This window comes from Shinella sp. (genome assembly GCF_035998705.1).
GTDB lineage: Bacteria > Pseudomonadota > Alphaproteobacteria > Rhizobiales > Rhizobiaceae > Shinella.
This window is the reverse complement of record NZ_DASYHH010000012.1, coordinates 68,975-87,661: the sequence shown is the minus strand read 5'-3', so window position 1 is coordinate 87,661 and position 18,687 is coordinate 68,975. Positions and strand designations below refer to the sequence as shown.

Here is an 18,687-nt window from a genome sequence, read left to right as displayed (position 1 = left end):
GGCTCATGCTTTTTGGTTTAGCGGGTCGCGCCGTGACAAATAGCGGATGCCACCGGTTTACAACAAAAGGCGACATCAATCATGCCGGGTGCGGCCAGCCTGACCGGAATTGTCAATTGGGGACATGAAATGCCAACTAAAACATACGATTACATCGTGGTGGGGTCGGGTGCTGCCGGGTCGGTCGTCGCCGCACGCCTCGGCGAGGACCGCAACGTCCGGGTCCTTGTCCTGGAAGCCGGGCCTCATGACAATTCGATCTACGTGCGCATGCCGGCGGCCATGTCCTATCCGCTGACGGACAAGGCCCGCACCTGGGAATTCGACACCGGGCCGGAGGCCGCGCTGAATGGCCGAATGGTGCCCCATATCCGCGGGAAAATGCTCGGCGGTTCCGGGTCGCTCAACGGGATGGTCTATGTTCGCGGCAATCCGCGCGATTTCGATCGCTGGGCCGAGGATGGTTTGACGAACTGGTCCTATGCCCACTGCCTGCCCTATTTCAAGAAGCTCGAGAACTACGACAAGGGAGCGAACCAGTACCGTGGCGGCGAGGGGCCGATCACGATCACCACGCTGAAGGCGGAGCTCGAACCCTTCCAGGCATTTCTCGAGGCCGGACAGCAGGCCGGCCATCCCCTGAATGCGGACTACAATGCCTTCCGCCAGGAAGGCGTGCATGCCTATCAAGCCAATATCGACAACGGCATCAGGGCAAGCGGGGGACGTGCCTATCTCCGCCCGGCCATCAAGCGCGGGAACGTCGAGCTGCAACTCAACGCGCTTGTTCACAAGGTCCTGTTCGACGGCAAACGGGCCACCGGCGTGCGCTATGAACAGAAGGGGCAGATTGTCGAAGCACGGGCGGCGCGGGAGGTCATCCTTGCGGGAGGGGCCTTCAACTCCCCGCAACTGCTTCTTCTGTCCGGCGTCGGCCCGACTCACGAGCTCGCGGAGCACGGCATCACGTCGGTGTCGGACCTGCCGGGCGTCGGCAAGGGCCTTCAGGACCATGTTGCCGTATCCATCAAATACCGGGCGTCGCGTAAGGGCGTTTCGCCGGCCGTGGACATGAACCTGTTCAAGATGGCGATGATCGGCGCCCAATGGATGTTCCTGCGCAGCGGCCTTGGCACGACAAACCTCTGGGAGGTCGGTTCCTTCTTCAAAAGCAGCGATAGCGTCGATTATGCGAACATCCAGCACGAGTTCCTGCCCATGCTGGGTGAACTCATGCACGGCAAGGTCAATATCGAGGAGGGCTTCCAATATCAGGTCTGCCTCGGCCGGCCGAACAGCAAGGGCGCGGTCACGCTTTTGAGCGGAGATCCTCGCAAACATCCTTCGATCGTGCTCAATTATCTTTCGGACCAGGAAGATCGCCGCAACCTGATCGACGGTGTCCGGCATACGGATGAGATCATCCAGCAGCGCGGCTGGGACAAGATCAGAGGCGAAGCGATTTTCCCCGGTCTGCGCAAGTGGAGCGACGAGGACGTGTTCGCCTGGCTGCAAGAAAACATGGGCACGCAATATCATCCATGCTCAAGCTGCCGCATGGGCAACGATGACCTGGCCGTCGTCGATGACGAAGGCCGTGTGCATGGGCTTGAAGGCCTTCGCGTCGTCGATGCATCCATCCTGCCGCGGATCACCAACGGCAACCTGCATTGCCCGACGATGATGGTCGCCGAGAAGATTTCGGATCGGATCAAAGGTGTTCCCGCCCTCGCGCCGCAGTTCATAGCCTATGAGGGCCGGAAGGAAGCCGCCTGATCGGTCTCGACAGGAAAGTGTCCGCGCAGATGGCGCGGGCACCCGTCACGACATTCGGGCTAGGAAGCGACCTTTGCGCCGCGGTGTTGAAGGCCGCGGATAACGTCGTCGCGGGCATCGGCGATGTGCTTCTTGAGAAGCTTTTGCGCGGCGCTGCTGTTGCCATCGGCAAAGTACTGGGCAAGCGCGCTGTGTTCTTCAAGAGCCTTCGTCTGCGCTGCCTTGGCGTCGATCTGGAGCCGTAGATACCGGTCAGCGGAATTGTAGAGCGTCGAGAGCACGGACAGAGACCGTGGCCTGTCGGCGGCGTAGGAAAGCGCGATGTGGAATGCCCAGTTCAATTGGCTGAGGATCGCCGGGCTTTCGCCGGCCAGAAGTGCCTTCTCGTAGTCGCGATAGGCGCTCTGGACGCGCTCGACATCCTCGGGCGTTGCCTTTTCCATCGCTTTGGCGAGGATGAACGGTTCGAAGATCAGGCGCGCCTCGAAGATGTCGACGGCATCTTCCGGCGTGAGCTTCGCGACCACCGCGCCCTTGTGCGTATGGATGACGACGAGCCCTTCCGCCTCCAGCTGAACCAGCGCTTCGCGCACCGGAATGCGGCTGACGCCGACTTCGTCGGCGATCGCTTCCTGGCGGATCTGATGGCCGCCGTCGTAGTAGCCGGATATGATCCGGTCACGAAGCAGGTCCAGGACGGACGAGGTGACTGTGCGGCGCTTGATAGAGGGGGAAGCTTTCATTACGGACTCATTTAGAAGTGTAACCCGTATATTGAATACAAAGCCCTCTTTAAGCAAGCAACCGACAGGCGGTATTTAGCGGATAGATCGACTTCAACACCGAAATCACACGCAGAAAATGCGAAAACAGTGTGCGGACGCCGAAGCGGTGCCGCTTCGGCTGTAAACACTTAGGCGAACCAGGTATCCGACAGGCGATAGCCCTCCGGGAACGGATCTTCCGGATCGACGCCGTAGTGGCTGACACCCGTAAGCCATGCACGGCCGGAGACCTGCGGCGTGACGGCCGGGATTGGGCCGGCCGTGCCGGTCTCGAGGATTTCGCAGTCGAATACCGTGTCGAGGATCGAGAGGTGACGGAATGTCTCGCCGACAGCCAGGTCTCCGCGGGCATGAAGCAGGGCCATGCGGGCGGACGTGCCGGTGCCGCATGGACAGCGGTCGAGCCGGCCTGGGGAGACCACCACGGCGTTCTTGGAGGTTTTCACCCCGCCAACGACCTGAAGCGGGCCCGCGAACTCGACCTGGTTTATCGTGTGGATCTGCGGGTTTTCGGGATGGATGGACGGCAACTGGCGTGCTGCCGCCGCCTTGATCTTTTCCCCCAGGTCCACAAGCCGGCGGGCTTCGCTGCGGTCGAGCGTCAGGTTCAGGTCTTCGGCGTCCACGATGCAGTAGATCATGCCGCCGTAGGCGACATCGACCCGCAGCCGGCCGAGATCCGGGACGTCGATCGTTGCGTCGCGGTGCATGACGAAAGACGGGATGTTGCGGAACGTGATGCGCTTGCACTTGCCGTTCCTGCATTCCGCAATGACCTCCACCAGGCCCGCGGGCGTGTCGACCCGCACGATCGTTTGCGGCTCGATCATCGGGATCATGCCGGCTTCGAGCGCCACCGTCACCGTGCAGATCAGATTTGAGCCCGACATCGGGACGAAATAGTCCGATTCCATCACGATCATGCCGAGATCGGCGTCGTCGCGGCACGGCGGCGTGATCAGGTTGACTGCGGCATTGACGCTGCCGCGCGGATCGAACAGCAGCATGTTTCGAAGCCAGGCGCCATCGCGTTCGAGGTTCTGCATCCTCTCGAACATGGTCGTGCCTTTGGGCGGCAGGACGCCGCCGGTGATCACGCGGCCAACTTCGCCTTCCGCATGGGCCCCTACGACGGTAATAACGCGATCAAGTTGCATGTCTTTCCTCTATTCCAAATGAATGCCGCCGGCGTCCTAAGTTATCGGCGTGGATCACGGCGCCTTTTTCAGCATATTCAGGCTTTTCGTAACATCGTCTCGTGCGCCGGAAATATGCCGGGCCAGCAGGCGCTGTGCCAGCGCCGTGTCTTTCTGCACGAACGCGGCTGCGATTGCCCGGTGATCCTCCAGCGCGTTTCGGCGCGCCTCGGCATTGTCGATCTGAAGGCGCAGATAACGGTCGGCCGACTTGTAGAGGGACGAGAGGACAGCGAGCGACCGCCAGCGTCCCGACGCGCTGGAAAGCGCCTTGTGAAACGCCCAGTTCAATTCGCTGAGTTGCGCTGGAGACGCGTCGTTGGCGACCCCGCGCTCGTATTCGTGCAGCGCTTTTTGCACCCGGTCGATGTCCTCCGCTGTCGCCTTCGCCACCGCCTGACGAAGGATGCTGGGCTCGAGGACGAGGCGCGCCTCGAAGATGTCGATGGCGTCCTCGACGGTCAGTTGGGCGACGACCGCGCCCTTGTGCGTGTGGATCTGAACGAAGCCTTCCGCCTCCAACTGGACCAGAGCCTCGCGGATGGGAATGCGCGATACGCCGAACTCTTCGGCAATGGCTTCCTGGCGGATTTGCTGGCCGCCGGAATAGATACCTTCGACAATGCGGTCCCTGATCAGTTCAAGGACGGTCGCGGTGACCGTGTGGCGTTTTATAACGGGGGAATTGGGGGTCATGTCTTCACTGCTCAATGGCTGGGGGATGCCGGCAGCACCACCGACCCATCGTGGGGCCAGCAGACATGCACACGGTCACCCACATTCGGCCGGTTCAGGCCCGGCGTGTTCTGTATCTGGGCGCGAAGTGCTTCTCCTCCGTCACTGACGAGGTGATAGAAGGACCGGCTGCCCGTGAAGAGCACGTCGGTCACGGTCGCCGCAATGGCATTGTCCCGCGCGGGGCTTTCGGCAAGCAGCGAAATCGCTTCCGGTCGCACCGACATGATGGCAGTGCTCTTCGAGGCGATCTGGCTCGTGGGCTGGTAGTGGAAGCTGCCCTCCGCCGACCTGAATGCCCTTTTGCCGGACGCGTCTTCGACGATCACTCCATGCAGGATATTGGTCTCACCAAGGAACTTGGCGGAGAAAAGACAATTGGGCCGGTTGTACATGTCCTGCGGCGTATCGACCTGCACGATCTGTCCGCGGTCGATCAGCACGACGCGGTCCGAAAGGATCATGGCCTCGTCCTGGTCGTGCGTCACATAGATGAAGGTCGCCCCGGTTTCCGCGTGGATGCGCTTCATCTCCGTCAGCATGTGCTGGCGGATCTTCAGGTCGAGCGCGGCGAGCGGCTCGTCGAGAAGGAGAACCTTCGGCCCGTTGACGAGCGCGCGGGCGAGCGCGACACGCTGGCACTGGCCGCCGCTCAGCTCGGTGATGAAACGCTGCTGCAAATGATCCATCTGCACGATGCGCAGCATATTGCGAACCCGTTCTCGAACCTCGTCCTTGCCGATACCCTTCACCTTGAGCCCGTAGGCAACGTTCTCGAAGACGTCCAGATGGGGGAAGAGGGCGTAGCGCTGGAAGACCATGTTGACCGGGCGCTTTTCCGGCGGAAGGTCGGAGACGTCCTTTCCGTCGATCTTGAGCGATCCGCTCGTCAGGCTCTCAAAGCCGGCGAAGATGCGCATCAGCGTCGTCTTCCCGCAGCCGCTCGGGCCGAGCAGCGTGACGATCTCGCCCTGGGCGATGGAAAGATTGATGTCCTGAAGCGCCTTGAAGTTGCCGAAGGCCTTGTTGCCATCCGTGATTTCGATGATTGGGGGCATGGGCGTTTTCCTTCAAGCGACGTCGCGGCTGGAGAGATTTGTGGCGCGTTTCATCGCGGCAATGGCAAGGGCGATGGAAATGATGGCGATGGTGAAGACCATCGCGAGCGTGGAAATCGCGTTGATGAGCGGCGTGACCGTGCGGCGCATCATCGACCAGATATACATCGGCAGCGTCGTTTCGGTGCCCGATACGAAGGCCGTGACGACGAATTCGTCGAACGAAAGCGCGAAACTGAGCACGGCACAGGAAATGAGCGTCGGCGCGATGAGGGGGAGGGTGACCCGGCGGAATGTCAGGGTCTGGGATGCCCCGAGGTCGCGCGATGCTTCCTCGAGGTTCGGGTCGAACAGGGCGAGCCTGGCTCGCATGGCGATCATCAGCATCGGAAGCGCCAGAACCACGTGGGAGAGCACGATGGTGATCATCGACAGCTGTACACCGACCTGGGATGCGAGCACCAGCAGCGATACGCCGAGGAACAGGCCCGGAAGGGCAATCGGGGTGATGCACAGGATTTCAAGCACGGTGCGGCCCTTGCGCCCCAGCCGCAGCCAGGCCAGCGATGCGGCGGCGCCGAGAAGGAAGGTGATGATCGCCGTCAGCGTCGCGATCCAGAAGCTCTTCCACAAGGCCGAACCCAGCTGCGGGTCCGAGAAGATCTGCGCATACCACCGCATGCTGTAGCCGGTGATGGGAAAGGTGAAGGAGGGGCTTTCGTTGAAACTGAACAGAACGATCAGCGCCAGCGGGATGAGCAGGAACGCCAGGATCAGGTAAACGGTGATGCGGAGGATCATCTACTTGTCCTGCGTCAAGATCGTCGTGCTTTTGCGGGAGCGGGTGAGGCCCGAAGCCCGTGCAAGTGCCGTGATGAGCAGGTAGATGAGGACCGACAGGGCAAACATGATGAACGCCTGGGCCGCGCCTAGCGGCCAGTTGCCCGTCTTGCGGAACTGGTCGGCGATGAGGAGGCCGGTGGTCTGGCCCGAAGAGCCGCCCACCATCTGCGGGGTCACGTAGTCGCTGGCGGCAAGAATGAAGGTGAGCATGAACGCACCGATCAGGCCTTGCGCGGCATTGGGTGCGACGACCCTCATGAAGGCGCCGAGCGGGCTTGTCCCGAGGTCGCGGGACGCCTCGATCAGCTCCTTCTTGATTTCGCTCATCGCGGAAATCACCATCAGGACCGCGAAGGGGAGATAGATGTGCACGAGGGTCACACCCACGGCGAAGGGGCTGAACAGGAAGGCGTCGACGGGTGTTGAGATTATGCCCAATTGCAGCAGTGCCGCGTTCAGAAGACCGTTCGTGCCGAGCAGCGTGCGCCACGCATATATCCGCACCAGATAGCTGGAGAACCAGGTGATGAGGATGAGGTAGAAGATCACCTTGGAGCGGGTGACGTAGGTCAGATAGTAGGCGATCGGCAGCGACAGCAGCACCGAGATCGTTGCGGTGACGAGGCCGATGAGCAGCGCGTTGAGCGTGACCTTGAGAAACAGCAGGGATCGCAGCGACGAGAGATAGTTCGTCAGGACGAAGTCCGGCACGATACGGAACGCGCTTGCCGTCCAGAAACTGTATGAAAACAGCAGCAGGCTCGGGGCGACGAAGAAAATCACCATATAGGTGACTGCCGGAGCCGCCAGGAACCCGCCCGTTTTTTGTGAACTGACCACCGAAATTTACTCCTGATACCGTTGCATTCCGGGCCGCTTCGCAAGACGCAGCCCGGAATGCCGGTGCGCTTACATGCCGGCCTTGAACTGCTGCCAGGCCTGGATCCAGTCGTCGTAGCTTGCCACCTCGTCCTCCGCCTCGACAGGCGGAATGCCGGGAAGTCCCGCGGAGAAGATCTGGTCGATCTTCGAATAGTCGATGCGCTGGCGGGCGGCGTCGTCGAGAAGCTCGACCGCCTTCTTCGAGACCGGGGCCTGGTGGATGCTCATGCAGACATTGGCCTGCACCTGCGGGTCAAGCGACTGGTTGATGAAGGCATGCGCGGTTTCCACATTGTCCGCCGAGACGGGGATGAACCATGCATCGACCCACAGGACCGGGCCTTCTTCGGGAACCGCCATTTTCAACGGCACGCCCTGCGCGGTGACCTGCTGGATGATCTGCGGATCTGCCACCACCACGGCCAGCACTTCCTTGGAGGCGATGAAGTTCGCGACATCGCCCTGGTTGATGGCGATCAGGCGGGCCTGGTCGCGGAAGGCGGCGAAACCGTCGAACGCGGTCTTCAGCTCATCCTTCGTGAGGGCGGGGTATTTCTCGCCGAAGCCGGCCAGCCGGGCAATCAGCGGCCAGTTGCCCGTGGCGTCGTCCATGATGGCGATCTTGCCCTTGAGCTCCGGCTTGAGCAGGTCCTTGTAGGACTTAGGTTCCTCCATCTCGGCCGAGTTGTAGAGGAGCGTATTGAAGCCCCAGATGTAGGGGGAGCCATAGAGCGTTCCGTCCTTGAACCATGTCGGCTTGTCGAAGAAGACGCTGAACAGGTTGTCCGCATTGTAGTTCGGGATTTTCGAGACATCGAGCGGCGAGACGATCTTGATCTGATCGATGTAAAGCTCGCTATAGGCCTGGTTGTATTCGGCAAGATCGAGCGGCGGCGGATTGCCGGCGATGAACTTGGTATGCACGTCGTCCTGCGACGCGATCGACGTGGTTTCGACGGTGACGCCGTTTTCCTCGCGCCACATCTTCAGCTCGTTCGTCAGGTCATAGCCTTCCCACGCCATGACCTGAAGCGTGCCGCCCGTTGCGGCGGAGGCCGGCGTGGAAAACAGTCTTCCGAAAGAGACAGTCAGGCCGGCAGCGGCGCCGCCGATAAGAAGCGCCCGGCGGGCTTCACTGAAGTTTGGAGTTGCGTATTTCGGTCCCATGATCATATTCCCCTTGTTTATAGGAGACAATATATTGGATACATTGTGAACGGTGTCAACGGTTTTTTGACGAGACCCTTGCCCCAAAATCTCGCCAGCAGCCGATCCGCACGGCGATGTGGAAGCCCGGCGTCGCTCCGTCTCCGGCGACCTGTACATGCGGAAAGTGAAGATTGGATATAATGTAACAATAAGGCAATTCGAAATGCAATAGCCCGACCCCCGGCGGCATTGCTGATCCCGTCGGGGCCGGGTTGGCGCGTCTTCAGTCGTGCAATTCGCGCGCGATCGGCGGCCCGATAACGAAGTCCTTGAAACGGGCAGTAAAGCCGGCGCGCTGTGGGGAGCAGCACATGACGCCGACCTGGACTGTCTTCGTCGGCGGGAAATAGGCAAGGCGGACCGGTGTCCAGGCGCCGTTCTCGCTGTTGAGATATTGGACCCGGATCGCCTCGCGATGGCGGGTCAGCCGAATGCGGATACCGCCGGGATCGACCGGCACTTGGACCAGGGACCAGTCGGATTGGTTGTTGGTAACGACGACGGAGAAAAACATCCGCCCGTCGGTGAATTCGATGCCGGTCTTGATCCAGTGGCTCTCGCTCAGGCGCATCATCAGGCCAGCCTGATCGTAGAGAACCTCATAGTCGCCTTGAACCGTGACCTCGGCGCTGAAATCGCCCTCGACATCCCTGGATAGGAAATGGCCGTCGTCACGCCAGAAATCGTAGAAGGTTTCCCGCCAATAATCCGTCTTGTCTCCGGTGACGACCTCCAGAGTGCCATCCCGGTAAGAGCAGGCTGACGGTTCGCTATGCCATTCGAGCTTCATTCCAAACGCATCCATGCGGGTTCTCCTTGTGTTGATTGGACGGATAGATGGGTGTCGTTCCGATGGTCATTGGTGCGCCTGTGCCCGCCTGTTGCTGACGAGCAGCATCAGGATGATCGTGCCGCCGTAGATGATCAGCCGCAGCGCCTCGGGCGCCTGCATCAGGGAAAGGACGTTGGAAAGGAGTGTGAGCGCCAGCACGCCGACGACGGTGCCGAGATATCTGCCTTCGCCGCCTGTCACCTTCGTGCCCCCGACGACGACGGCTGCGATACTCGGCAGCAGCATAGGGTCGCCCATGGCCTGAAAGGCCTGGCCTGAATAGCCCGAAAGCAGCACGCCCCCGACGGCGGAGCAGAGCCCGGCCCACAGGAAGGCGAAGAAAACCACGGCGCGCGTTCGGATGCCGGCGAGGTAGGCGACACGCGGGCTGCGGCCCATCGCATAGATCCAGGCGCCAAGCGGCGTCAATCTGAGAACCAAAACAAGGATGCCGCCAATGAACATCCAGACCAGCGCAGCCACCGGCACGACGTCGAACACGCGCCCGACGGCGAGGTGGCGCATCATGGGGGAGGCATTCGTCTGCGGGCTGTAGCCACCCGCATAGACCACGGTCAATCCGAGCAGTATGGCATTGACGCCAAGCGTCCACACCATGGACGGCGCCCGCAGGACGGCCACGCCGAAGGCGTTGAGGCCGCCGATTGCCAGGCCCAGCAGCAGTGCCGCGGAGATCGCGGTGCCGTCGCCCGCCCAGGCCGCACCGCTGCTGAAAACGCCGCAGGCGAGCATGCCGGCCGCGGTCGCGGTCCAGGGCATGGAAAGGTCGATCTCGCCAAGCAGGAGGACCACCATCGCGCCGCTGGCAAGAATGCCCACGAAGGCCGCGATCTGCAATTGCTGCATGTAGTAATTCACAGAGACGGTCGCCGGATACATGATGCCGATTGCGATGCTCAGGGCGAGCACGAAGAGACAGGCGATCCAGATCGGCCTCTCCACGCGGAAAGCCACGGAAAACACGTTCATCATAGGAATGCCTTCAGGCGGTTGGGGTCGCGGACCAGCGTGAGAGAGGCTGCCGCCACGGCGGTGATCAGCACCATGCCTTCGAAAAGCGGCTGGGCGAGGGGCGGAGCGCCGGTGAAAAGCAACACGGCGCTGATCGCGCGCAGCGCATGTGCGCCGAAGATCGCGCTGAGCGGCGAACCCGCACCACCCCGAAGCGACAGCCCGCCGATGACGATCGCGGCAATGGAGTTGATCGTATAGGGCACGCCGATCGTCGCATCACCCGAAAGGGTCTGAAAGCCGAGATAGAGGCCGGCAAGCGCGGCAAACAATCCCGAGAGCATATAGGCCGCGATGATCGATCGCTCGATGCGCAGGCCTGACAGTCGCGCAGCCTGTGGCGCCGATCCGGCAGCGAATATGCCGCGCCCCAGAGATGCCCGCGATATCGCGGCCCAGGTGCAGGAGGCGATGATGGCTATCAGCAGCGTGGAGACCGGCAGGACGCCGAACAGAATGGCCGTCATCGCGTAAGCAAGCCCGGTATCCACCTCGCCACCGGGAAAGGGCCTGATGAAGAGGGCAAGGCCGCTGAAAACCGCCCCTGTGGCCAGTGTGCCGATGATCGGCTGGAGCCGGCCGTAGACAATGAGCGCGCCGTTGAGCGCGCCGCAAACCGCGCCTGCGGCAAGCACGGTCAGGACGCCGAAGGCAATTTCCAAGGGTGAACCCTGCACCAGCTCCGAGGCGAGTGCATTGGTGAGCGCCACCATTCCCCCCACCGAAAGATCGAGCCCGCCGGTGAGGACCGGAAAGGTCTGGGCCAGCGCGGCAAGGGCCAGCGGCGCTGCCGAATTGGCGTAGGACTGGATGACGAAGCTGGAAATGCCGCGTGGATGCACGGCGAGATAGGTTGCCAGTACGATGGTGAAAACCGCCGCGCCAAGCAGGACCGGCATATGTCGTGATGTCAAGAAATTCATTGCCGGACTTCCCTGTCGTCTGGTTTTCGGGCCGTCGCGGGACGCATCATGTTGAGCGACGCTTCCATGATGTTGACCTCGTTGATGGCGTTGCCTTTGAGTTCCCGCCTGATGGCGCCGCCGTAGAGAACGAGCACGCGGTCGCACATGCCGATGAGCTCTTCGAAATCGGTGGTGAGAAAGAGAACGGCCGCGCCGCGGTCCGCGAGTTCGCGAATGAGCGCATAGATTTCCTGCTTGGTGCCGACGTCGATGCCGCGTGTCGGATCCATGAGAATATAGACGGCGGGCTCATTGAGCAGCAGCCGCGCGAGCAGAACCTTTTGCTGGTTGCCGCCGGAGAGCGACGAAACCGGCGCATCCGGCGATGAAATCTTGATGGCCAGTTTCTGGGTGATCGCACTGCTGCAGGCGGTTTCGGCACCCCGGTCCCGCACCCCGTATCTGCTGAGCTTTCCCGTTACGGAGAGCAGCATGTTGTCACGGATCGATTCGGCCAGCAGCAAACCGTCCGTCTTGCGATCCTCCGGAAGAAGCATCACCGGTCGCTGGCCGACAATGGCCGCCGCCGGGCCGGTCGGCTTGAATGGCTTGCCATCCAGCGCCACCGAACCCGCCGTCGTGCGAATGGCGCCATAGAGGGTTTGCAATAGTTCCTTCTGGCCCTGTCCTTCGAGACCACCGATCCCGAGCACCTCGCCTTGCCGGAGCGCAAACGAGATGTCGCGCACCTTGTCGATCGCTGAAAGCCCCGAGACGTCCAGCACGACGGGCGCATCCGCCGGCACCGGGCGCCGCGGCGGAAACACCTGCGAGATCTCACGGCCGGCCAGCATCCGGCATATCTCGTCATGCGAGCGCGCATGCGCGTCGAACGTCTCTATCAACTGGCCATTGCGCAGCACGCTGCACCGGTCGGCAATGCGCTCGATCTCGCTCATCCGGTGCGAGATGTAGATGACGGTGAGGCCCTCGCGCCGCGCCTTGGCGATGATGTCGAAGAGCCGGTCGACATCGTTGCCGGGAAGGGAGGCCGTCGCTTCGTCGAGAAGCAGGATGCGCGGCTTCTTGGCGAGCGCCTTGGCGATTTCCAGCAACTGTTTCTGGGTGAGGGACAGCTGGCCGACATGGGTGCCCGGATGGACGTCGCCCAATCCGACCAGGTCAAGCCAGTGGCGCGATTCCGCCCGCTGCCGGCGCAGGTCGATCCAGCCGAATTTCGACCGTGGCGGATTGGACAGAAACAGATTGTCCTCGACCGACAGGTGCGGGACGAGGGAAAGCTCCTGAAACACCGTTGCGAGCCCGCGTTTCTCGGCAGTTTGCGGGCCGTCATGGTCGAGACACTCGTCGAAGAGATCGACGGTGCCCGTATCGGGCGCGAGGACCCCGGTCAAAATCTTGATGAGCGTGCTCTTGCCCGCCCCGTTTTCCCCGAGCACCGCATGCACCGTGCCGGCCTCGATATCGAGACTGACATCGGCAAGCGCCCTGGTCGGCCCGTAGGATTTGCCGACGCTCCGCAATCGTATCGCATTCACCGTCATTCCTGTCCCTTCTCGTCGGTTCCGGCCAAAGCCGGCGGGCTAGGCACAGCCCGCCGGCGCCGCTTCACTTGGAGGTCAGTTCATCCGCGGTGAAGAGCAGGTTGCATTCCTTGAAACCCGTTGCGGTGTCGAAGGAGGCCGGGAGTTGCGAGAAATAGGCGACGCCATCCTTCCAGTCCGTCGATGGCAGCGACGGCGGCGGCAGCTTGATGCGCTGCGGCATCCGCTTTCCTTCGAAGGTCGAGAGGGCCGCGAGAATGGCCACTGCCGAAACCGAAGGCGAGGAGCCGATCGCAACGCCGGTGAAGCCGTTTTCGGCGAGCATGCGCACGGCGCCATTCATCGTGTCCGAACCGAAGGGCACGGCAGGATGCTTGGCGTCGAGCAGCGCCTGGATCGAGCCCATGCTGCCATAGGCATTGGCGACACCGATGAATTTACCGTGCGCAGCAACCGCTTCCGCCGTCACGCGCTGCGACGTGCCGACATCCCAGTTGCCGACGACTTCGACCACTTCGAAGGGCGTTCCCTCGAACACCTTCGTGAAGCTTTCGGTCTGCTGCTTCTCCGTTGCATTTCCCTGCAGGCCGCGGACCCAGAGCACCTTGCCTTCGGTGACGTTCTTCGCCTTCAGGTCGTCGAGGATGGCCTGCGCCTTCTTGGCGGCGATGTCGCCGTGGTCGATATCGACGATAAGGTGGTTGTCGTTGAAGACGACATTGTCGAAGGAGACGAGGAGCGTGCCGGCCTGGTTGGCACGGCCGATCACGGCATCGAAGGCCTCCGGATTGACGGCGATGAACAGCACGGCATCGTAGCCGGCCGCCACGTAGTTCTCGATCGCCGCAATCTGTGCCGCGACGTCGTTGCCGACGCTGACAGCGGTGAATTCCTTGATCTTGGCGGCGATCTCGGGCCGCTTGACGTAGGACTCCGCGGCGCGGATCATCTGGATGCGCCAGTCGTTGCCGGCAAAGCCGTTGACGAGCGCGATGCGATACGGGCCTTCGCGCGGCGTCACGGCAGACAGTTGTTTCGTCTCAGCGTCCCAAGGTGCAAAGCATTCCGGGAAATAGCTCTCCGCAGCCTGTGCGCCTGACGCGCCAAGACCGATCGCCAGTATCATTGCTGCTGTCGTCGATTTCCAAATTTTTCCCATCTGAAAGCTCCCTCTTGTTGGTCGGCTCAGCCGTGCAGGCGAAAGAATAGTATCCAATATATTGATGTCAATATACGAAATTGGCGATGTGGAGGAGCGTGCGCGATAAGCCTGCCGCACGACTTCCCCGCGAAATAATGCGCGCGCCGCTTGACATGCAAATAAATTGCAGATTGGATGCAATCATACAATCAACGAAAAATGAGGTGGAGCAATGAAGAAACTGCTTAAGATGACGACGCTTGCCGTTTCGGCTTTCTTTGCGGCCGTGGCCCCGTCGGCGGCTGCCGACAACCCCTACGGCGCACCGCCGTGGACCATTGGTTTTTCGCAGGACACGATGGACCACCCGTGGCGAGCCTTCATGGTGACCAGCGCCGAGGCGCAGGCGAAAAAATATCCTGAGCTGATCAAGGAATTCATCTACACCGACGCCAAGGGCACCAACGAGAAGCAGATCGCCGATATCGAAGACCTGATCGCCCGCGGCGTGGACCTCATCATGATGAGCCCGCGCGAAGCCCAGGCGCTCGTTCCGGCCGTCGAGGCGATCAAGAAGGCGGGTATTCCGCTCGTCGTGCTCGACCGCGAAATCGTCGGCGAGGACTACAATGTCTTTATCGGCGGCAACAATCTCTCGCTTGCCGAGGGCCTGGGCAAGCACGTGCTCGGCTCCGTCGGGGAGAAATTCAGCTATCTCGAACTGGAAGGCATTCCCGGCGCCACGCCGACGATCCAGCGCCATCAGGGCTTTGCAGCTCAGCTCGAAGGAAAGGCGGACATCAAGCTGCTGGATGCGCGGCCCGCCAACTACGACCTCGCCCCGGCAATTCCGATCGTCGAAGATTGGCTGACGCGTTATCGTGACCAGTTCCAGGTCATCTATGCCCACAACGACCCCATGATTCTCGGCGCCATCAATGTGCTGAAGGAAGCCGGCTACAAGCCCGGGGATGTCTATCTCATCGGCGTCGACGGGCAGCGGGAAGCCTTCCAGGCGATCAAGGACGGCTGGTTGCAGGCAACGTCGATCTACGCCACCGGCGGCGCGATCGGCCTGGACATGGCGGTCCGTGTGCTCAAGGGCGAGCCCGTTCCCAAGCGGATCACCACGGAAACGCCGATCGTCACCAAGGACAATGTCGACGAATTCTACAACGCCGACCTTCAATACGTGCGCTGAGGATTTCCGCTGGAGACGCGGGCTGCCGGTCTATGCCGGCCGCCCGCGCACTCGCAGGAAGGTGAATTGTTGATGGCAAACAAAACCAACGGTCAGAGCCCCCATCTGAAGGCCGTCCCGAAGGGCGAGCCTGCCGTGCTTTTGACGATGGCCGGCATCTCGAAGTCCTATCCGGGTGTGAAGGCGCTCTCGGATGTCGGCTTGCAGGTCCGGGCCGGCGAAATCCTGTCGCTGGTCGGCGAAAACGGGGCCGGCAAGTCCACCATGATGAAAATCCTGGCGGGCGCGGTGAAGCCGGATGCGGGCACGATCTCTATCGACGGCAAGCCGGTCGAGCTCAGCGACACCTCGACTGCCCACCGCATGGGCATCAGCACGATCTACCAGGAACTGATGCTCGTCCCCCATCTCAGCGTCGTCGAGAACCTCTTTCTCGGCAATCTGGTGCGCAACCGTTGGGGCCTGCTCGACTGGAAGGGCATGCGCACGCGCGCCGTCGCGATCATGCGCGATCTCGGCTATCCGGGGTCAATCGATGCGGCGATCCGTGACCTCAGCGTTGCCGAGCAGCAGCTGGTGGAGATCGGCAAGGCTATCACCCGCCCCTGCCGCCTGTTGATCATGGACGAGCCGACCGCGCCTCTCAACCGCGAGGAGGTCGAGCACTTCTTCAAGATCGTCCGCAAGCTTCAGAAGGCGGGCACCTCCATCATCTTCATCACCCACCACCTCAACGAGATCTTCGAAGTCTGCGATCGCGTCGTCGTGCTGCGCGACGGCCGGATGGTCGGCGAGTCCAATGTTGCGCATCTCTCCGAGTCCCAGCTCGTCGAAATGATGCTCGGCCGCAAGCTCAGCCTCGAAAAGCGCGAGTGGGATCGGGGCGTGGCGCCGGACGCCGACGTCGTGCTCGAGGTCGATGGCCTCTCGACCGAGGACCTCCTGAAGAACGTTTCCTTCAAGCTTCGCAAGGGCGAGGTGCTGGGCCTTGCCGGCCTCATGGGTTCCGGTCGCACGGAAATCCTGCGCACCGTTTTCGGCGTCGACAAGCCAAGCGCGGGAACGATCCGCGCCGAGGGCAAGCGTGCGATGTTCTCCGGCCCGCGACAGGCGCTGGAGGGCGGCATCGGCCTTGGTCCCGAAGATCGCAAAAGCGACGGCCTCATCCTGTCGATGCCGATACGGCACAATGTGACGCTCTCGTCCCTGGCACGCTATGCGGGGCCTGTCGCGCTACGGCGGGGTCGCGAAGTGGCAGCGGTCAAGGATCTCTGCCAGCGTCTTCAGGTCAAATACAGCTCGACCGAGGTGCCTGTCGGCAAACTCAGCGGCGGCAACCAGCAGAAGGTCATCCTGGCCCGGCTGCTGGATGCCAAGGTCGATATCTTCCTGCTGGACGAGCCGACCCGCGGCATCGACGTCGGCGCGAAAGGGGCGATCTTCGAGCTGATCCGCCAGCTTGCCGCAAATGGCGCCAGCGTCATCATCGTCTCCTCGGTGATCGAGGAGCTGATTCACGTCTGCGACCGCATCGTCTGCCTCAATCTCGGCCGCGTGACCGGGGAGCAGGCGCGTGCCCGGTTCGACATGGCCGACATCATGCTCAATGTCATGGGCGGGCATTCCGAGGCTCCCCAGGCGCGCGTGGGGGATGCGCGATGAGGGAACGTCTTTCCGTAAACAGCAATCTCGTGGTCCTTGCCGTTCTACTTGTCGTGGCGGGGCTTGCCTCGCCCTATTTCTGGACGATCGAGAACATCGTCAACCTGATCCGCGTCACCTCCCTCATCGGCATCATCGCCGTCGGGATGAATGTCGTCGTCATTTCGGGCGGCATCGATCTTTCAGTGGGTTCTGTCGTGGCACTCGTCGGCACGCTCGCCGCCTCGCTCGCGACGGCGGGCTATCCGCTTGGCGTCGTCGTGCTGGCGCCGATCGTCGCGGCGCTCACTGCCGGCCTCGTCAACGGTTCCCTCGTTGCGCTGCTTGGTTTCCAGCCCTTCGTCGCCACGCTGGTGACGATGACCGTCTTTCGCGGTTCGGGCCTGGTCTACAGCGCCGGCCAGCCGATCTATGCGGATTATCCGGCCTTCATCGGTTTCCTCGCGCGCGGCACATTCGGCGGCGTTCCAGCACCGGCCGTCCTGTTCCTCGCGATCGTTCTCGTCACCTGGTACGTGATGCGCTTTCGCGCCATCGGCCGCATGATCTACATGGTCGGGGCCAACGAGAAGGCGGCCTACTACGGTGGTGTACCGGTGTGGCGGGTGAAGCTTTTCACCTATGTCTATTGTGCGGTGCTCGCCGGTATCGCCGGCCTGATCCTCACCGCGCGCATGGGATCGGGCGAACCCGGGCAGGCGGGTGTTCTCTATGAGCTTGACGCGATCGCCGCCGTGGTGATCGGCGGCACGGCCCTTCAGGGCGGCCGGGGTTCGGCCTGGGGGGCGCTCGTCGGCGCTCTGGTCATCGGCGTCATGTCCAACCTCTTCAACCTGCTGGGCGTTGCGCCGGAGTGGCAGAATGTCTCCAAGGGCGCGGTCATCCTCGCCGCCGTCGTCATGGCCAGTGCCGGCCCCTTCATCGCTGCGATCTTTGCCAGGAGGGTATCCAATGGCTAGTCCATACGTCACCGCACCCGTGCAGGACACTCCCCTCCGGCGATGGATGGCACCGCTTTCCCTGCTGCTGTTCCTTTTTGCCACCATGAACGGCGGCGCCTACCTCCTCGCGCCCACGCTTTTCCAGGCGGACCAGGCGCGTGGACCCTATACGCTCGCCAACAACTACGAACTGACCCGCGTCTACAGCCGCTCGCTCGAAGGTTATCAGCAGATCGTGCAGCGGTTCCCGGAAAGTGGCTATTACGACGCAGCGCGCATCGGCATCGCCAATTCGCTGATGGGGCTCGGCCGCCGCGACGAAGCCATCGCAAAGTACCAGCAACTGCTGACGACCCTGAGCGCGGGCGAAACCCTTAAGGCCAATCGCCTCGCCGTGCTGTCCAAGCTCGCTTCAGCACTCGAGGAAGCCGGCGACATGGCGCAATTCCCCGAAGTGTATGCGCTTCTTGCTGCAGAATATCCCGATAGTCCCGCGACGGCGGATGCCAAACGATATGCGGACACCATCGCGGCAGCCGCGGCAAATGCAGTCGAGTCGCAATCCGGCGGCGGGTCCGATCTCGTCGCGATCGACATCGCGCCCGCAGTGGTCGGGAAACCCTTTACGATGTCGGTGCGTGTCGATCCCAAGGCGGTGCCCGCCGGCACCTTCTCCATCGCGCTCAACAGCAGCTTCGTCTCGGCCTTCGACATCGTGTCGGTGAAGCCTGCCACAGGCGGCACCAGCGACTATTGGGGCAAGCGCTTCTTCCAGTTTTCCATGGCCGGCGAGCCGCTTGAGGTGGTGTTCACGCTCAAGGCAAAGGCCGCCGGCAAGCAGCTTCTCGATATCGATCTGGAAAGCAACTTCACGCTGATCGAACTCGAAACGATCATGTCCGTGGACGTGGCGGGACAATGACC

17 protein-coding genes are annotated in these 18,687 nt (G+C 62.0%); 5 read left to right on the top strand and 12 right to left on the bottom strand.

Annotated features, from left to right (window positions below; all coding sequences use genetic code 11):
• Nucleotides 1–129 precede the first annotated feature (129 nt).
• Nucleotides 130–1,776: a choline dehydrogenase gene (locus tag VGN93_RS10225; protein WP_327507420.1), complete on the top strand. Its 1,647-nt coding sequence runs from the start codon at nt 130–132 to the stop codon at nt 1,774–1,776.
• Nucleotides 1,777–1,835: 59 nt separating this feature from the next.
• Here VGN93_RS10225 and VGN93_RS10220 read toward each other — a convergent pair whose 3' ends face one another.
• The 12 genes from VGN93_RS10220 to VGN93_RS10165 all read right to left on the bottom strand — a co-directional run bounded on the left by VGN93_RS10220 (nt 1,836) and on the right by VGN93_RS10165 (nt 13,944).
• Nucleotides 1,836–2,519 (bottom strand): GntR family transcriptional regulator, encoded by a 684-nt coding sequence (locus tag VGN93_RS10220; protein ID WP_327507419.1) that lies wholly within the window; start codon nt 2,517–2,519, stop codon nt 1,836–1,838.
• Between the two features lie 170 nt (nt 2,520–2,689).
• On the bottom strand, nt 2,690–3,718 hold the full coding sequence (locus tag VGN93_RS10215; protein WP_327507418.1) for a proline racemase family protein: 1,029 nt from the start codon (nt 3,716–3,718) through the stop codon (nt 2,690–2,692).
• 54 nt (nt 3,719–3,772) lie between these two features.
• A complete protein-coding gene (locus VGN93_RS10210; RefSeq protein WP_327507417.1) occupies nt 3,773–4,453 on the bottom strand; it encodes a GntR family transcriptional regulator in 681 nt (226 codons plus the stop codon).
• Nucleotides 4,454–4,464: 11 nt separating this feature from the next.
• The gene (locus tag VGN93_RS10205) at nt 4,465–5,550 is read right to left on the bottom strand and encodes an ABC transporter ATP-binding protein (protein WP_327507416.1); all 1,086 of its coding nucleotides are present in this window, start codon (nt 5,548–5,550) and stop codon (nt 4,465–4,467) included.
• A 12-nt stretch (nt 5,551–5,562) separates the two neighbouring features.
• On the bottom strand, nt 5,563–6,351 hold the full coding sequence (locus VGN93_RS10200; RefSeq protein ID WP_319316515.1) for an ABC transporter permease: 789 nt from the start codon (nt 6,349–6,351) through the stop codon (nt 5,563–5,565).
• Nucleotides 6,352–7,233, bottom strand: a complete 882-nt coding sequence (locus VGN93_RS10195) for an ABC transporter permease (RefSeq protein WP_327507415.1) — start codon at nt 7,231–7,233, stop codon at nt 6,352–6,354.
• 69 nt (nt 7,234–7,302) lie between these two features.
• Nucleotides 7,303–8,442, bottom strand: coding sequence for a PotD/PotF family extracellular solute-binding protein (locus VGN93_RS10190; protein ID WP_327507414.1), 1,140 nt, complete (start codon nt 8,440–8,442; stop codon nt 7,303–7,305).
• A 265-nt stretch (nt 8,443–8,707) separates the two neighbouring features.
• On the bottom strand, nt 8,708–9,274 hold the full coding sequence (locus VGN93_RS10185; protein ID WP_327507587.1) for a DUF1349 domain-containing protein: 567 nt from the start codon (nt 9,272–9,274) through the stop codon (nt 8,708–8,710).
• 66 nt (nt 9,275–9,340) lie between these two features.
• Nucleotides 9,341–10,309, bottom strand: coding sequence for an ABC transporter permease (locus tag VGN93_RS10180; RefSeq protein WP_327507413.1), 969 nt, complete (start codon nt 10,307–10,309; stop codon nt 9,341–9,343).
• Nucleotides 10,306–11,271, bottom strand: coding sequence for an ABC transporter permease (locus VGN93_RS10175; protein ID WP_327507412.1), 966 nt, complete (start codon nt 11,269–11,271; stop codon nt 10,306–10,308). The genes VGN93_RS10180 and VGN93_RS10175 overlap by 4 nt, the downstream gene beginning before the upstream one ends.
• Nucleotides 11,268–12,818, bottom strand: a complete 1,551-nt coding sequence (locus tag VGN93_RS10170) for a sugar ABC transporter ATP-binding protein (protein WP_327507411.1) — start codon at nt 12,816–12,818, stop codon at nt 11,268–11,270. The genes VGN93_RS10175 and VGN93_RS10170 overlap by 4 nt, the downstream gene beginning before the upstream one ends.
• A 64-nt stretch (nt 12,819–12,882) precedes the next feature.
• A complete protein-coding gene (locus VGN93_RS10165; protein WP_327507410.1) occupies nt 12,883–13,944 on the bottom strand; it encodes a substrate-binding domain-containing protein in 1,062 nt (353 codons plus the stop codon).
• Between the two features lie 247 nt (nt 13,945–14,191).
• Here VGN93_RS10165 and VGN93_RS10160 point away from each other — a divergent pair, with 247 nt between their 5' ends.
• From VGN93_RS10160 to VGN93_RS10145, 4 genes are all read left to right on the top strand, one after another.
• On the top strand, nt 14,192–15,160 hold the full coding sequence (locus VGN93_RS10160) for a substrate-binding domain-containing protein (RefSeq protein WP_327507409.1): 969 nt from the start codon (nt 14,192–14,194) through the stop codon (nt 15,158–15,160).
• A gap of 72 nt (nt 15,161–15,232) precedes the next feature.
• Nucleotides 15,233–16,822, top strand: a complete 1,590-nt coding sequence (locus tag VGN93_RS10155) for a sugar ABC transporter ATP-binding protein (RefSeq protein ID WP_327507408.1) — start codon at nt 15,233–15,235, stop codon at nt 16,820–16,822.
• Nucleotides 16,819–17,781 carry an ABC transporter permease gene (locus VGN93_RS10150; protein WP_327507407.1) on the top strand — a complete coding sequence of 321 codons (963 nt, stop codon included), beginning with the start codon at nt 16,819–16,821 and terminating at the stop codon, nt 17,779–17,781. The genes VGN93_RS10155 and VGN93_RS10150 overlap by 4 nt, the downstream gene beginning before the upstream one ends.
• Nucleotides 17,774–18,685 (top strand): hypothetical protein, encoded by a 912-nt coding sequence (locus tag VGN93_RS10145; RefSeq protein ID WP_327507406.1) that lies wholly within the window; start codon nt 17,774–17,776, stop codon nt 18,683–18,685. The genes VGN93_RS10150 and VGN93_RS10145 overlap by 8 nt, the downstream gene beginning before the upstream one ends.
• Nucleotides 18,686–18,687 lie beyond the last annotated feature (2 nt).

What these genes read in the sequence shown, in the direction of transcription:
- VGN93_RS10225 (WP_327507420.1), top strand. Translation starts at nt 130, where the DNA reads ATGCCAACTAAAACATACGATTACATCGTGGTGGGGTCGGGTGCTGCC.
- VGN93_RS10175 (WP_327507412.1), bottom strand. Translation starts at nt 11,271, where the DNA reads ATGAATTTCTTGACATCACGACATATGCCGGTCCTGCTTGGCGCGGCG.
- VGN93_RS10160 (WP_327507409.1), top strand. Translation starts at nt 14,192, where the DNA reads ATGAAGAAACTGCTTAAGATGACGACGCTTGCCGTTTCGGCTTTCTTT.
- VGN93_RS10155 (WP_327507408.1), top strand. Translation starts at nt 15,233, where the DNA reads ATGGCAAACAAAACCAACGGTCAGAGCCCCCATCTGAAGGCCGTCCCG.
- VGN93_RS10150 (WP_327507407.1), top strand. Translation starts at nt 16,819, where the DNA reads ATGAGGGAACGTCTTTCCGTAAACAGCAATCTCGTGGTCCTTGCCGTT.
- VGN93_RS10170 (WP_327507411.1), bottom strand. Translation starts at nt 12,818, where the DNA reads ATGACGGTGAATGCGATACGATTGCGGAGCGTCGGCAAATCCTACGGG.
- VGN93_RS10200 (WP_319316515.1), bottom strand. Translation starts at nt 6,351, where the DNA reads ATGATCCTCCGCATCACCGTTTACCTGATCCTGGCGTTCCTGCTCATC.
- VGN93_RS10185 (WP_327507587.1), bottom strand. Translation starts at nt 9,274, where the DNA reads ATGAAGCTCGAATGGCATAGCGAACCGTCAGCCTGCTCTTACCGGGAT.
- VGN93_RS10215 (WP_327507418.1), bottom strand. Translation starts at nt 3,718, where the DNA reads ATGCAACTTGATCGCGTTATTACCGTCGTAGGGGCCCATGCGGAAGGC.
- VGN93_RS10180 (WP_327507413.1), bottom strand. Translation starts at nt 10,309, where the DNA reads ATGATGAACGTGTTTTCCGTGGCTTTCCGCGTGGAGAGGCCGATCTGG.
- VGN93_RS10145 (WP_327507406.1), top strand. Translation starts at nt 17,774, where the DNA reads ATGGCTAGTCCATACGTCACCGCACCCGTGCAGGACACTCCCCTCCGG.
- VGN93_RS10210 (WP_327507417.1), bottom strand. Translation starts at nt 4,453, where the DNA reads ATGACCCCCAATTCCCCCGTTATAAAACGCCACACGGTCACCGCGACC.
- VGN93_RS10220 (WP_327507419.1), bottom strand. Translation starts at nt 2,519, where the DNA reads ATGAAAGCTTCCCCCTCTATCAAGCGCCGCACAGTCACCTCGTCCGTC.
- VGN93_RS10190 (WP_327507414.1), bottom strand. Translation starts at nt 8,442, where the DNA reads ATGGGACCGAAATACGCAACTCCAAACTTCAGTGAAGCCCGCCGGGCG.
- VGN93_RS10165 (WP_327507410.1), bottom strand. Translation starts at nt 13,944, where the DNA reads ATGATACTGGCGATCGGTCTTGGCGCGTCAGGCGCACAGGCTGCGGAG.
- VGN93_RS10205 (WP_327507416.1), bottom strand. Translation starts at nt 5,550, where the DNA reads ATGCCCCCAATCATCGAAATCACGGATGGCAACAAGGCCTTCGGCAAC.